Source organism: Aliivibrio thorii, from assembly GCF_057368585.1.
Genome location: NZ_CM170654.1, coordinates 2,287,988 through 2,303,068, shown reverse-complemented (window position 1 = coordinate 2,303,068; position 15,081 = coordinate 2,287,988). Strand labels below are relative to the sequence as shown.

The following is a 15,081-nucleotide window of genomic DNA, read 5'->3' as shown; positions in this document are numbered from 1 at the left end:
AAGCATGAGTAGATTGACATCTTTTTGGTGCATTTTTGGCTGAATGTGTTCTAATAGCGGGCATTAAAGGGAATGCAGTTAATATGCTGCAGTTATAGATGGATTTTTTAGCAATGATCTATCCCTTAACTATCGAATTCTAGGAAATAAAAATGGCAAAATTTGATTACCGTATTGTAGAAAAACGTAACGCTTGGGCTGCTGAAATTACGCGCCAAGTAACTTCTCGCAGAACGGTTGTATCTAAGCGTCAACTTGGTTTTGAAAGCGAAGCTGAAGCAGTTGAATGGGCAGAGAAAGAGCTTGTTGAATTTGCTAAAACTCAAGCTGTTCGTAACGACCGTAAAGCTGAGCAACGTAGCGAAAAAGAAGAAATGATCGCACGTAAGAAAGAAAAATCAGCAGCACAAAAAGCGGAATATGAAGCCGCTCGTGATGCAGCAAACGATGAAGACGAATACGATTACGACGAAGAGTAATCTTCTCGAATAATTAAAAATAAAAAAGGCGCTTATTTGAGTAATGCCGATCAGTTAAGAAATTTTCCAGATCATTTGACTGATCGTTAAAAACCTTCAAAATCCGATATTGGGTAACCAATATCGGATTTTTTATGCAACTAACTAAAGCTCTAACACTGGCTAATGATTTCGTCCCTGATTCTGATTCTCTCGGAAAACTCAGTGATATATTACCTCCTGAATTTATTAATCAATGTTTAGAAGAGGCTGGGATAGCTACGATCCGTAAGCGCCGATTACCATTAGATATGATGATTTGGGTTGTGTTAGGCATGGCTTTCTATCGAGATGAGTCAGTCTGGGACATTACCAGTAATATGCAGCTTATGCTGCCAGGAAAGCGGCCACTAGTGGCTCCGAGTGCAGTAGTTCAAGCGAGACAAAGACTTGGAAGCGAAGCAGTAAGACATATTTTCACATCAACAGCTGAAATCTGGAATACCGAAGCAAACCATCCAACATGGAACGGTTTACAATTATTAGGTGTTGATGGCGTAGTTTGGCGAGCGCCTGACACAAAAGAAAACCTTCAAGTATTTGAACCTAAAAGTAATCAGCATGGCGAAACCTGCTACCCTAAAATCAGAATGGTATGCCAAATGGAACTCACTAGCCATTTATTGATCAATAGTGCTTTTGATAGCACAAAAGTCAGTGAAATGGTTTTAGCTGAACAACTTATCTCATCCACTCCAGATAACTCTATAACTTTGTTTGATAAAGGATTTTATTCCCTTGGCTTACTTCATAAATGGTCTACAACAGGATCGGAACGTCATTGGTTGCTTCCTGTGAAGAAAGGAACAATATATGAGGAAGTACGAACTTTAGGTCGACAAGATAAATTAGTGCGTTTAAAAACATCGCCACAAGCTAGAAAGAAGTTCCTTGATCTGCCGGAATATATTGAAGCTCGGTTAGTGAGTAAAAAAGTGAAAGGAAAAGAGACTCAAATTTTAACTTCAATGGTTGATCCAATGCGTTTTCCATCGTCTGAAATGGTAGAGCTGTACAGTGAGCGTTGGGAGATAGAAGTCGGTTATAGAGAAATGAAACAGACGCTTCTAAATAGTGAGCATCACCTTCGAAGTAAAAAGCCTGAGATGATTAGACAAGAATTATGGGGGATATTACTTGGTTATAACTTACTTAGATATCAAATGGTTAAGATGTCACATACGGTGAAGGGGCTTCACGCAAACCAATTAAGTTTCACATCATGCTCGCTGGCAATCATAAATATGTTGTACACAATGTCACTAAATAGTGCAGGTAATATCCCGAAGACTATCGCCTCTTTACAGGCAAATACCGCTCACTACATTTTACCGCCAAAGAGAGAAGATAGGCGCTATCCAAGGAGAGTTCGAGCTAAAGCCGTGAAGTACCCTTGCTGGAAAAAGAAAAAAGCCAGTCAGCTTAACTGACTGGCATTACTTATTTGAGCGCCTTTTTTGTACTTGCTATTTATTTATTGATTGTTCATCTGCGTGAGTTTGTCACCGATAGGTTGTGAGAAGTTAAATCCATCATGTCTATCCCAGTTGATTGACCATGTCATGACTCCGCCAAAATTTGGATACAGTTTATTTGGTACAACAGTGCTACATGCCGATCCATAAGTGACACAATCTAAAGCATCAATAATATTTTGAGTTGGTGCTTGACCTGAGTTTGCAGAGCTTGGGCCAGATGGCAAGCCAATTGCGACTTGATCATCTCTAAGTGGGGCAAAGAATGACCCATCGGCTAACTCAAAACCCTCGACCAACATTTTCACAGAGGCAACCATCATATCAACAGAGCCTTCTGGCGCTGCTCCTGGCATGTATGGATTTGCTAATCCACCATTGTTATATAGCTGAACATGAAGAAGATCTAAGGTATCTCGAACTTGGTCGATGACTGGGATATAAGCACCCCAAATGCCACTGTAAGCAACCATTCCCCCTTGCACATAAGGATGCTCAGGAGCCATAGTTAAATACATATCTCCTCCCATGTTTGCTTCGATTTTCTTTAACGCGGTAGGCAAACGAGCTTGGATTTGTGTCCCGTGAAGTAAGTTAGACCCACTTTCTAAATCAATGTCTAATCCATCAAAGCCCCAATCAGCAATAATAGCGGTTAGGCTACTAACAAAGTTTGCTTCGTCTTCTGCTGTATTTAAGGTAATTGTACCTTCTGCACCACCGAGGGATAAGACGAATATTTTTCCTTTTGTTTGTAATGCTGCCATATCTTGTTTGAATTGTGCTGGATCTAGTGCGGCACAGCTACTGTGTATATCGCCAGAATAAAGATTGAAGTGTACTGTTCCGTTACTGTTTCTATCATTATCAGCAAAGGCAATATCGATGACGTCCCAAGAATCTGACATTTCAGATAATCGAGTAGGGCAGCCAGAACCATTAACAAAGTTATGCCAATAGCCTATTAATTTATGTTTGGCTTGGCTTTGTTCTAACACCGTAACACTAGATGCTGTAGATAGGGCTGTATTACCTTGAGCGTCAGTTGCTTCTACAGAAATAGAATAAGCACCAATGGCGCTTGGCATCCAGTTTGTATTATATGGCGTCGTAGTATCTGAACCAATAATAACGCCATTAACTAAGAAATCGACGTGGCTGATTGAACTCGTTAATGAGGTTGCTGTTGCACTTAATTGAGCTATTTTACCTAGAGCAAGGCTAGTACCTGATTGTGGTGATGTGAGGCTTGTTACTACGTTTTGATCGCTAACAGTAACAAGAATGCTACTGTCTGAATTATTGCCTTCGTTGTCGGTTGCAACTGCTTTTAATGTATTCGAGCCAATTAGGGTTGCGTCCCAACCAATTGAATAAGGTGCTTGTGTGTCAGATCCTAATGTTATGTTATTAGCAAAGAATTCAACACCAACAATACTTCCATCGCTATCATTTGCAGTTGCATTAACAATGACTGATGAACCTGCCAAAATAACGCTGTTGTCGCTAGGTGAGGTAATGCTAACTTGTGGTGGTGTACTGCAAACGCCTAATCCTGTCCATGCATCTTGCCAGTTTGATCCCGTTCCTGGAGCGTAAGCCCAATCAGAGGATGATGAACACCAACCACCTATCTCGCAACGGTATTTTTGGTTAAGGTTTTGAACTTCATCACCAGCAGCATAATTAGTTCCCGCTTGATACTGAGGTAATCCTGTACATCCGCCGCTAGACGGTTCAGAAACAGTGAGTGTAACTTCTTTACTAATGATTGATTGACCATCGTTATCTGTCGCTTTTGCTTTGAAGTTATGAGAACCACTTGTTGCTGTCCATAAATGCTCAAATGGAACGCTGGTATCGGTGAATACGAGTTGACTATCAATATAAAATTCTACTTTACTGACTTCTCCATCACTGTCAGTCGCCTTTGCTGAGATAACAAGTGAATCATTGATAGATAAGTTTTCAGTTCCATTCGGAGAAATGAGTTCTATTGTTGGTGGTATTAATTCTCCAGCGGATTGAACACTAATCGCTACAGATTCAGTTGCTGTACTGCCTTCATTATCTGTTGCAATAACAGAAATATTTGTTGTATTTTTAACTGCAATCCAAGGTGTGCTGTAAGGGGCTTTTGTTATTGTTGCTATAGATTGGTTGTTAGAAAAAAATTCAACTTGAGCAATTGAACCATCATTGTCATTAGCGTTTGCTTGTAGCGTGATTTCACTTCCTTCTGTGATTATTGCATTATTCAATGGTGAGATTATTGATAATGTTGGCGCAATATTCCCTCCTCCATTACTACATTGCCCTAGGCTTTTCCATTCTTGCCATTCTCCCGAATGGACTTCTGGAGAATTACCTTGTGACCACCATTGTGCTTGATAAGCTGTATTATTTTGTTGGACTTCAGTACCACCTCCATAGGCTTCAGAACTTTGCCAAAGTGGGAGAGAGCTACAATCAAATGCACTTGCGCCGTATGACATAAAGAGAGCTGAAGCAATCGCGCTTCTAATAAAAATCCTTTTCATTTATTTACCCTTAATTTAGTGAGTGTTTATAGACACTTAATTACTAGTATAAAATAAGGTAATTACTTTTATTTTGTGTTCTGATTTAACAGGGGATCACAGAGAATATTTTAATTCTCATTAAGTTACGGCTGTTTTTAGAAAGACTTCACATTAAGAAAATGATTGGAAATAGAAACGCGAATCTTAATTTTTGTTATTATAGCCCGGTAGATTTTATGGATTATGTAAGATGATAGAAAAAGAAGCATTATTAGAATCAATCATCAAAGCGTTGCGTGATGTACATCAAATGGCGATAGAAGCAACCAAGAGAGCGATTGATCAAGCAACAGACAAAGAAGCGATTGCACGCAGTAAGTATGAAACTTTTGGCTTAGAAGCGTCTTATTTGGCTCATGGACAAGCATTACGAGTTGCAGAGTGTGAAGCTGATATTCTTGCTTATCGTAAATTACCACGCTTAGAATACAATGAAGGGAGTGTGATTAATCAATGTGCTTTAGTGACGCTTGTTAATCAAGATGATATTGAAAGTCGATTCTTTATCGGCCCGTCAGCTGGTGGGGTAAAAGTAATACATAACAAAATGACATTTTCATTAATCACACCATCAGCTCCGCTTGGGAAAGCCATGATAGGGCAACAACTTGGTGATGAGTTTGAATTGAATTTAGCGGGTAAGAAACAGCACTATGAAATAATAGGTGTGCAGTAATTAATATTGGGCATTTATTTATAAAATAAGAGAGGCGAACCTCTCTTATTTTTAAACAGTGTTAGTAAAAAATACTACAGTGTAGATGTTGTGATTTGAGCATTAGTCAATTGATCTTTATCCGCTTCGATGATTTCATCGATATAGGTTTCAACCGTTTGACCTACCATTTCATCATCTTCAGTAAAATAAGCAAGATGGAAAATAGCATCTCCCTCATTAACCAAAGGCAAAGTTTGCTGGCCAATAACGATACCACCTTTATGAGCGCGAAGCTCGATTTCACTGTGGCCTAGCGGTGCGCTGATATAAGCCAGAACCTGACCTTTCTCAACTTGTTCACCTAGAGTCACAACAGTACGTAAAATACCGTCACTCTCTGCACGTAACCAATTTGTTGATTTTGCTATAATAGCTTCAGGTAAACGCTTTCTGCTTGCCTTTAGCATACCGATGGCTTGCATTACACGGTGCACCCCAACATAACCCGCATTGATAGCAATCGGCTCAAAGCGTAACGCTTCACCTGCTTCATAGGTTAATACTGGGATGTTACATTTTTCAGCTTCACTGCGAAGAGAACCGTCTCTTAAAGGTGAGTCAACAATCACTGGCGTACCGAATGCGTGTGCAATACGTAACGTTTCAGGATTGCTTAGATCTGCACGGATTTGAGGGAGGTTCGTTCTGTGAATTGCTCCAGTATGTAAGTCAACAATGTAGTCACAACGTTGTGCGATTTGGGTGAAAAAGGTATTTGCCATACGAGATGCCAAAGAGCCTTTTTCAGAACCAGGGAAGTAACGGTTTAAATCACGGCGATCTGGAAGGTAGCGTGATTTATGAATGAAACCAAAGACATTAACGATAGGTACCGCAATAAGGGTACCTTTTAATTTCTTAGGATCAACGTTGTTAATTAGCTGTCGAACAATTTCAACACCATTAAGTTCATCACCATGAATGGCAGCATTTACCATCAGGATTGGGCCAGCATGCTGGCCGTTTATGATCTCAACAGGGATCGATAGAGGTGAGTGTGTATAAAGCTTAGCGGCTTCAATCTTAATTACCTTTCTTTCACCAGGTGCAAAGTGTTTCCATTTAAAATCAGGATTAGAAATTCGACATGTGTATTTTTTTTTACATCTAACATACACTTTTACATTCTCCTGACATATCCTGTTTAATTGTAAGTAGTATCCTCTTACTGACTTAATTGTAATTAGCATTATCTTCCTGTTTGATTCCTTTGTAAGCATTAACTCAGTACATCAATAATTTAGCGCGTCATCTTTAGAGCCTCTCATGTTGTTATTGTATTTCAATATAACTACCAAGCTGATAATAAAATATACAGCGATAGCCCCCCTATCTGGCAGGATAGTTGTCACTGTTAAAATTTAACCAGTTTAGGGCGGCATAAGAGTTCACCTTGTCTCGTATTTCAATAGAAAGAAAAGAAGCAATATTAAAAAACTGTTACCGCCACACTTAATGTCAGTAGCGGAAGTCTCAAAAGAAGAAGGTATCAGCAGAGCAACCCTGTATTATTGGCGACAACAACTCAGCCAATACTGTCGAGCAAAAGGCTTGTATCTCGAACAAATTAAAAACTGGAAAAATGAATGTATGCAAGGCTTTAAATCCAGTAAAGAGCAGGAAGCTAAAGCCAAAAAACAGGCTAAAGAAGATAAACTCGAAATAAAAGAGTTAAAGAAAGAGCTGCGGTACAAAGAAAAGGCGCTTGCTGAAACCGCGGCGCTATCCAAGGTTTGGAGTCCAAGAGTGCTACTTTGTACGTATAAGTAGATTTCTTCCGATAATTCGATAGAGTAAAAACATCTTTTAGGTGACTTTTATCAATTTTTTAATAAGGTAAGTTATGAAATTAAAATTAAGTTTTTTTTGCGGATTCGTCATAGTGCTACTTAGCCTTAGTGGTTATTTTTTCCACGAAGTAGGTTCCAAAGCAACAGAAGAATTACAACTAGTCAAAAACAACATATTTCCAGCTAACGAAGCTGCTGTAAAAGCAAATAATTTACTTCGTAGTTATCATCAAAATATAGAAAATGCAGTAGTCATCGGTGATAAAGAAGCTCTTAAAGTAGCAAAAAAAAACTTCAATGATATGACTGATTTATTGGTAAAATTAGAAGCATTGGTAAGCGATAAAAGAAATGTAACAAACATAAAAAAAGAAGTTAAGTTATATCATCAAACCGTTATTAATCAGGTTGAAAGTTTTCTAAATGGTTCGATTAAAATAAATGATTTTTTAGTTCAAGCCCAATCAAACACAACGAAGTATGAGCAAATAGAAAAAGAGATGGAAAAATTAATCATCACTCAATCTACAGAGCTTAATTCACTCATAACTTATACAAATAAATATATTAAAGCAAAGCAAAATGTGTTTTTTATCTTCCTAATTGTAGGGCTAATTATAATCATTGGCTTTGCATCTTACGCGTTTATTGTTTCGACAAGAATGACTAATGCTATAGATGAAGTTGCTTCAGCACTTCAAAGTTTCGCTCTTGGTGAAGGGGATTTAACTCAACGAATAGATGTCGGTGAGGGAAATGGTTTACAGCAGCTTATTAATAACTTTAATAGTTTCGTGTCATTACAAGAAAAAAACATAGGGTTTATAAAAGTATCCGTCGATAAGTTAACTGATATTGTCTCTGGATTAAACCAGTTTAGTTCTGAAAGCTATTCAAACAGCGAATTCCAAAAAAATCTTATATATCAATCAACTACAGATATATCAGAAATGTTGCAAGGTGTAAGAGTGATTTCTGATAATTCGGTTAATGCCAAAAATAGCGTTAAACGAACAAGCGAATCAACAGAAGCAAGTAAAGTAATTATTAATAATTCTATCACAGCAATGAATGAACTTAGTCGTGATGTTACTCGTTCATCAGAGGTGGTTGGTGAACTGATTCAGTATACAAATAAAGTTGGATTAGCGGTCAATACAATCGGCGATATAGCCGAGCAAACAAATTTATTAGCATTAAACGCGGCTATAGAAGCAGCTCGCGCAGGAGAACAAGGTAGGGGTTTTGCAGTTGTTGCAGATGAAGTTCGTACCTTAGCAAACCGAACACAAAGCACTACGTTAGCTATTCGTGAAATGTTAAATAGTTTTTCAAATATATCATCTGAGGTATCTACCGTTATGTCTACCAGTGTCGAAAGAGCAGCGATAGGTTTGGATAATGCAGAGCAGGTCGTAAATATAATGAATCAAGTTAACACAGGAGTTAGTGAGTTACTTGATAGTAATCAAATAATTGCAAGCACAGCAGAACAACAATCAGTTAACTCTAATAGTATAGAGCAAAAGTTAAAAGAAATAGATTCTCAGTCTGAAGTATCAATAGAAATGATGAGTCAATTACTTCAAATATCAAACCAGATAGGCGAAGTAACAAAACAATTAAATCATCTATCCGGCCAATAGGTCATATTTAAAATAGGAAGTAGGAAATATAAATGAAAATAAGTAGGTTAACTCTCGCTATATCTTCGTTACTAGCTTTACAAGTGTCGACTCAGGCTCTTGCTGAATCAACGATTAACGGCTTTGCATCTATTGGTTATACCAACTCGAAGAACAATTCAGGTTTTGCTGGAATTAATGATAGTAATATGTATCCAGAAAGCTTATTCGGATTGCAAGGCAATTTTGATGTGAACGAGAGTGTTGAAGCAACAGTACAAGTTGTAGCTCGTGGTAATGAAGAGTGGGATCTTGAAGTATCTCAAGCAAATTTAAGTTATAAGTTTGATAATGGTATAAAAGCCCGCGCTGGTGTTATTCGTGCTCCGTTCTTTCTTCTTTCTGAGTATCTAGATGTCGGTTATGCACAACCTTGGGCGCGCTCACCAGAAGAAGTTTACGGTTTAATTCCTGTTGATTCTGTAACTGGTGTTGATGTTCAATACGAATTCTCATTTGATGATTCTTACTTAGCACTGCAAGTATTCGCAGGATCACAAAAGTTCTCATTTGCAGGGGTAGATGGTGAAGGGAAGGACGCGTATGGTTTAAATGCTACTTGGTATGACGATAGTTGGACTCTTCATGCTAGCTACAGTCAAGCGACTATCGTCGCAGATGAGATCAATCAAGGTTCTGGGCCATTTCCAAAGCCTGTTCTTTCTGAAGGCTCCGAAGATGCTAGTTTTGCGAGTGTAGGCGCTCGATATGATAATGGAGTATGGCTAGCTATGAGTGAGATTACTCATACACGTATATCAAACAATGATGGCATACCATTGTATCCAGAAAATAATGCTGGTTATGTAACGCTTGGTTATCATATTAACTCAGTTATGCCATACATTTCATACTCTCGAATTGAGACGCTAGGGATTGATGATACTGGTCATATGATCGGAGGAGGCACCATTGAGACGGCTTTCGACTATGAACGTAATTCTTATAGCCTTGGTGCTCGCTGGGATATTAAACAAGGCTTAGCACTTAAAGCTGATGTAACCTATTCTGATTATGCGGATACAAATGGGGGCACAATTGGAGGCCTCACATCAAATGCGGATGATGATTACATTTACACAATCAAACTTGATGCAACATTTTAAGGAATAAATATGTTTAATAAAATAAGTGTCTTAATAGTGTTATTGGCATCTTTTACAGCTAACGCGGGAATTGTAATTATTGGTTCTCCAGACCTTACGGGGCCAATTTCTGCAAAGGAAGTAAAAAAAGTTTACTTAGGAAAAAAAGTTAACTTTAACGGTGGTAAGTTAACTGCGATTGAAATCAATGAAAGTGAAGCAATTAAATCTGATTTTCACAAGCAAGTAACCAATAAATCAATTGTTCAACTTAACTCTTTTTGGGCTAAGCAGTTATTTACTGGTAAAGCTAAACCACTAAAAACTACAGCTAGTCAAGCGGAAATGAAAGCAAAAGTTGCGACAGGAAGTGCAATGATTGGTTATGTTGACGAAAGCTTAGTTGATGATCAAGTTGTAGTATTACTTAAGCTTTAAATTGAGTAGGATGGGGGCTCACCATGGCCTCCTGTAATGGTACGATGATCCTGGAGATTATTTAAGCCTTATAATCTTATTATGAGGTATGTTATGAAACGTAAAGAACGAATGAATTATACTAACGAACAAAAACTAGAATATGCTCGCATGATGGTTGAAAATAACTATTTAAATCAACAGATCAAAGATATATGGGTCTTCTGCGTTTCTTGTTGGAGTAGAACCCAGTAACCATAAGGATTAGAATGTAGTATTGATTTCAAAACGTCCTGCTTTTATGAAAAATTTACGCATCCCTCTAGGTATTAAAACTCTTGATATTGAATCGCAACTCATTGATTCAAAGGTCGAATAGTAATTACTGTCACAAGTACGCAAACTCAAACTGACTGCTATAAATGTGGAAAACCCGCGACAAAATGCTATGGGTACTCATCTCCAATTAAAATCAGGCATACCTCAATTTTTGATACTCAAGTCCTATTAAAAATCAGACCAGTTCGTTATCAATGTGAGCATTGCGATGATCACCCAACCACAACTGAAAAATATGACTGGTGCGCTAAAGGTGGGAAGGTGACGAAAGGATTGGAGGACTATTTGATGCGATGTGTCATTAATAGCACGGTAGAGGACGTATCCAAAAAAGAACGAATTGGTTATCGCGTATTAGTGAGTATCATGAAGTCACGTATAGATAAATCCGTTGATTGGAGCAGTACTCGAATATTCACACGATTGGCATTGATGAAATAAGTAACTGTAAAGTTCATCAAAATTTCATTGCTATTGTGAGCACCAAAGATAAGTACGGAGCATTAACTGTGATTGCTGTCCTTGATGATAGGAAGCAAGAGACAGTGAAAGAATTTTTTGGTTCGATACCTGAGCACCTAAGAAGAACCGTAAAATGTGTCTGCACAGATATGCATGATGGTTTTGTCTATCCCGCGATAGAAGTCTTCGGAAAACAAGCAGTTATCACTGATAGGTACCATGTAGCTAAGTTCTATAGAAAACCACTGGACGATCTCAGGATCAAGGAAATGGTAAGGCTTAAGAAAGAGCTTACTGTGGCAGAATATAGTGAATTAGAAGGCATGATGTGGATCTTACGCAAGCAGCATGAATGCCTAACCGAAGCTGAAAAAAACAAACTAGCATTGCTTTACCAGCACTCACCGATACTAAAAAAAGCGCATAGCTACGGGCTAAAACTGACACAAATCTTCAATCTCCATTCTAATAGAGAATCTACGCTCTCGAAGATTGACCGCTGGGTAGAAAGTGTGGAGCGTAGTGAACTTACTTGTTTTAACCGCTTTATCAAGACTCTCAAAAAGTACAAAGGGTACATCGCTAATTATTTTAAGACGCGAAATACGAGTGGTTTTGTCGAAGGACTAAATAATAAAATCAAAGTAATAAAACGACGTTGCTATGGATTTTTTAAAACGGAGTCATTATTTCAGAGATTGGTTCTGGATTTGCAGGGGTATAAAATGTTCGCATTTTGACCAACAAGAAACGCAGAAGACCCTTGACTTGTTGCGTTGTAAATCCATCGAAATAACGAGCCATACGGCCTGTTGAGCTGGTAATCGGCGACGCCGAATACTTGTTTTGTTAGTATTATGAAGAGCCTGTTCAATCCATTCCATCTCAATAGCATTAACAACAGACTCATAGTTACTATTGTTTTCTATCGTTTCATGCGCTTGGTTTAACTCATCAACTAACATATAAAAATCCCTACCAACAAAAGTTAGTAGGGATTATCACGCGATCTTAGGGTCGTTCAAGTACCTTAAACGATCGGCATTAACTTCTATTTTAGTGGCCTTTACTTTGTCCTATATTTATTTTAAGTATTACAATGTGAATCGGTCAACAATATCTACAAGTGTATTCGCTTTTTTATTAAGTAAAACGCCACCTGCTCTATTATGCTCAGCTAGCTCTGCTGACTCAGAGCTTTGATCTGAAATCGAAACGATGAGCTCTGAGATCTCTTGACCTACAATACTCTGCTCTTGTGTCGCTGTTGCTATTAACAAATTCATTTCAGTTATCGTATTCACAGATACTAAAATTTCATTCAATACTTCAGAAGCCGCTTCTGCTTTACTCACCGTCAATAAACTAAAGTTTTTGCTTGCCGCCATCACCTGAACCGCAGAGTCTGAGCCTGATTTCAACGCTTCAATACGTTGATGAATTTTAGCTGTACTGTCCTGAGTGCTGCTTGCTAATTGGCGAACTTCATCGGCAACCACTGCAAAACCTCTGCCTTGCTCTCCTGCCCTTGCCGCTTCAATGGCAGCATTTAATGCAAGTAAATTAGTTTGCTCTGCAATTCCTTGGATAACAGATAATGAGCTTGCTATATTTTGTACATCCTCTTCTAATTTAGAGATCACATGACTTGCTTCATCCAATTCAGACGCTAACGTTTTCACTGACTCAGAGGCTTCATTAACAGTCCTCATCGCTACCTGTGCGTGATTATCGGCATCTTGAGCAGAGCTAGCTGCCAGCTCTGCATTCAATGAAATATCATGAGAGGATGTGGTTAACTCCGTCATTGCTGTCGCAATCTGCTCTGTCTTTGAACGTTGATTCATGACAACGGTATTAACCTTATCTGAACGTTCAGACACGCTTATCGTTTCAGCCATAACATCTTGACTAACTACCGATACATTACTGATGATTTGATGAAGTGAGGCTACAAATAGATTGAAATTTTTACTTAATTGATTAAATTCTGGAGCGGTAAAGTCGGGCATCTTTGCCGTTAAATCTGCATCCCCAGAAGCAAATGAACGGATAGATTCATCAAATAATCGAATAGGAGAGATAATGCTTCGATTGATAACAAAACCAAGCACAGCAACAACCACAACAATAATCAAAGTAAAGATCATAATAGTTCTCATACTTTGAGATAATTTATCATCACTCAGCATTTTCATATCATTCAGCGCTGCATCAATATCATCAGTATAAAAACCAGTGCCTACGATTAAATCAAATTGAGGAACATAAATACTATAAGTCAGCTTTGCTAAAGGGATATTAGTGTTTGGCTTTGGGAAAAAATACTCCGTATACCCTGAACCATTTTTTGCGGCCCTAATAAGGTTCTGGATCAGGTAATTACCTTTTTTATCTTGAAGCTCCCAAACATTTTCACCTACACCATTGGGGCCAATCACCCTCAAACCATTAGGCTTAAAACCCATAATATAACTATAAGGGCCATCAAAAGTTATAGAACTCAACAATTCATATATGTCCGATTCTTTAGTTTCATTTTCTGACAAATGCTTAAGCTCTGACGAGATTATTTCCATGTACGATTTAAGCTCTGTTCGCTTCATTTCCATCATTTGCGAACGAGTCATATCCATTTTAGCTTGGTGAAGTGCTTTCGTTTCTTTATAAGTTATTGCCATGATCAACACGGATGTTAAAACAATTGGTAAAATTGCAAGCAAGTACAATCTTACTTTTATTGATAGATTCATTTAAATATCTTTATTTGGAAGTAAATAGTGATACTACTATCAATATCCATGCCAGTAATTAAGAATCCGTTTTAAAAACTAACTATATGTTAAAATAATCCGAGCCACTTCACTGGTGGTATGTAGTGCTCTAATAGTTCCGGACACCTCTATAAGTTTTAGTTATTATGTCACTAGAGGTGAATATGAATAAGAAAAATACACTTAGAACGTTTACTCTTGAGTATAAACAAGATGCAGTTAAATTAGTTACAGAGCAAGGCTATTCAAGACAGAAGGCAGCTGACAGTTTAGGTATCTCATTAAGCGCTATCATTACCTGGGTTAGGCAAAAATCACCAATAGGTGATTCAAAAGAAGCTAAATCAGTTACATTAAACCTTTCAGAACGCAGTGAATTAGAGCGCTTAAGAAAAGAGAATCAACGCTTATTGATGGAGCGCGATATTCTAAAAAAGGCCGCAGTCTTCTTTGCGAAAGAAAACGGATAAGATACCAATTTATTCAACAGCATAAAGAAGACTGGCCAATAACAATACTTTGCGCGGTCATGAATGTAGGTACGAGTTCTTTTTACACATGGCAAAAGAAACCCAAAAACGTCATTGATATCAATAGGTTTCAGTTTGATGTGGCTGTGAAGGAAACCTTTAAAGAGCATAAGATGACATTAGGTAGTCGTCGAATGGTTTCTGAATTAGCTAAAAAAGGGATCATTATTGGACGTTACAAAGCCAGAATGACGATGCGCAGATTAGGGCTTGTGCCGAGGTATCCTAAGAAATTTAAAGTAACTACTGATAGCACTCATAATAATAGGATTGAACCAAACAGGCTAGATCGTAAGTTCTTAGTTAATAAGATAAATACTTGTTGGACAACAGATATTACCTACATCCATACACATCAGGGATTTATTTATCTTGCTGTTGTTATGGACTTATATTCACGACGAATTGTTGGTTGGTCGATTGCAGACCACATGAAAACATCTCTTTGTAACTCAGCCCTTCAAATGGTTTTTTGGCAAAGAAAGCCACCCGCAGGTTTATTGCATCATTCTGATAGAGGAAGTCAATATACAAGCTATGAGTATCGTTCTTTAATGAACGATATGAAAATGAATATCAGCATGAGTGGAAAAGGTGAATGCTGGGATAACGCTCCTACAGAGCGTTTCTTTCGTAGTCTCAAGCACGAACAATTGAATTATGAAACGTTTAAAACTAAAAAAGAAGCTAAGCTAAGCTAAGTATT

Annotated in this window: 12 protein-coding genes and 2 pseudogenes; 10 read left to right on the top strand and 4 right to left on the bottom strand. The window is 38.0% G+C overall.

The annotated features are described in order from the left end of the window. Positions 1-152: 152 nt before the first annotated feature. Both AC2IP4_RS10450 and AC2IP4_RS10445 read left to right on the top strand, forming a co-directional pair. Complete coding sequence (locus AC2IP4_RS10450; protein ID WP_274443932.1) at positions 153-479, top strand: DUF3622 domain-containing protein; 327 nt, start codon at positions 153-155, stop codon at positions 477-479. Between the two features lie 134 nt (positions 480-613). Then, positions 614-1,948, top strand: coding sequence for an IS4 family transposase (locus AC2IP4_RS10445; protein ID WP_486310247.1), 1,335 nt, complete (start codon positions 614-616; stop codon positions 1,946-1,948). A gap of 44 nt (positions 1,949-1,992) precedes the next feature. Here AC2IP4_RS10445 and AC2IP4_RS10440 read toward each other — a convergent pair whose 3' ends face one another. Then, positions 1,993-4,533 carry an Ig-like domain-containing protein gene (locus tag AC2IP4_RS10440; RefSeq protein WP_486307048.1) on the bottom strand — a complete coding sequence of 847 codons (2,541 nt, stop codon included), beginning with the start codon at positions 4,531-4,533 and terminating at the stop codon, positions 1,993-1,995. Positions 4,534-4,765: 232 nt separating this feature from the next. On the opposite strand from AC2IP4_RS10440, the gene AC2IP4_RS10435 reads away from it, so the two are divergent. Then, positions 4,766-5,251 carry a GreA/GreB family elongation factor gene (locus AC2IP4_RS10435; protein WP_486307049.1) on the top strand — a complete coding sequence of 162 codons (486 nt, stop codon included), beginning with the start codon at positions 4,766-4,768 and terminating at the stop codon, positions 5,249-5,251. A gap of 74 nt (positions 5,252-5,325) precedes the next feature. Here AC2IP4_RS10435 and AC2IP4_RS10430 read toward each other — a convergent pair whose 3' ends face one another. Beyond that, complete coding sequence (locus AC2IP4_RS10430) at positions 5,326-6,375, bottom strand: succinylglutamate desuccinylase/aspartoacylase family protein (protein WP_486307296.1); 1,050 nt, start codon at positions 6,373-6,375, stop codon at positions 5,326-5,328. A 442-nt stretch (positions 6,376-6,817) separates the two neighbouring features. Between AC2IP4_RS10430 and AC2IP4_RS10425 the strand changes: the two are divergent. The 5 genes and pseudogenes from AC2IP4_RS10425 to AC2IP4_RS10405 all read left to right on the top strand — a co-directional run. Next, positions 6,818-7,018: pseudogene (locus AC2IP4_RS10425) on the top strand (IS3 family transposase); the annotation flags it as partial. 118 nt (positions 7,019-7,136) lie between these two features. Next, positions 7,137-8,729, top strand: coding sequence for a methyl-accepting chemotaxis protein (locus AC2IP4_RS10420; RefSeq protein WP_105054157.1), 1,593 nt, complete (start codon positions 7,137-7,139; stop codon positions 8,727-8,729). A 32-nt stretch (positions 8,730-8,761) separates the two neighbouring features. Then, positions 8,762-9,874: a hypothetical protein gene (locus tag AC2IP4_RS10415; protein WP_375321910.1), complete on the top strand. Its 1,113-nt coding sequence runs from the start codon at positions 8,762-8,764 to the stop codon at positions 9,872-9,874. A 9-nt stretch (positions 9,875-9,883) separates the two neighbouring features. Continuing rightward, positions 9,884-10,291, top strand: a complete 408-nt coding sequence (locus AC2IP4_RS10410) for a phosphate ABC transporter substrate-binding protein (RefSeq protein ID WP_105054159.1) — start codon at positions 9,884-9,886, stop codon at positions 10,289-10,291. Positions 10,292-11,004: 713 nt separating this feature from the next. After that, entirely contained in the window at positions 11,005-11,811 is an 807-nt protein-coding gene (locus tag AC2IP4_RS10405; RefSeq protein ID WP_375321911.1) for an ISL3 family transposase, read from the top strand. A gap of 24 nt (positions 11,812-11,835) precedes the next feature. Here AC2IP4_RS10405 and AC2IP4_RS10400 read toward each other — a convergent pair. Beyond that, positions 11,836-12,036: pseudogene (locus AC2IP4_RS10400) on the bottom strand (transposase domain-containing protein); the annotation flags it as partial. 129 nt (positions 12,037-12,165) lie between these two features. Further along, positions 12,166-13,824: a methyl-accepting chemotaxis protein gene (locus AC2IP4_RS10395; RefSeq protein WP_375321912.1), complete on the bottom strand. Its 1,659-nt coding sequence runs from the start codon at positions 13,822-13,824 to the stop codon at positions 12,166-12,168. A gap of 185 nt (positions 13,825-14,009) precedes the next feature. Here AC2IP4_RS10395 and AC2IP4_RS10390 point away from each other — a divergent pair, with 185 nt between their 5' ends. Together AC2IP4_RS10390 and AC2IP4_RS10385 are read left to right on the top strand one after the other, a co-directional pair. Beyond that, a complete protein-coding gene (locus tag AC2IP4_RS10390) occupies positions 14,010-14,315 on the top strand; it encodes a transposase (protein WP_486307050.1) in 306 nt (101 codons plus the stop codon). Next, positions 14,222-15,076: an IS3 family transposase gene (locus tag AC2IP4_RS10385; protein ID WP_486310757.1), complete on the top strand. Its 855-nt coding sequence runs from the start codon at positions 14,222-14,224 to the stop codon at positions 15,074-15,076. The genes AC2IP4_RS10390 and AC2IP4_RS10385 overlap by 94 nt, the downstream gene beginning before the upstream one ends. Positions 15,077-15,081 lie beyond the last annotated feature (5 nt).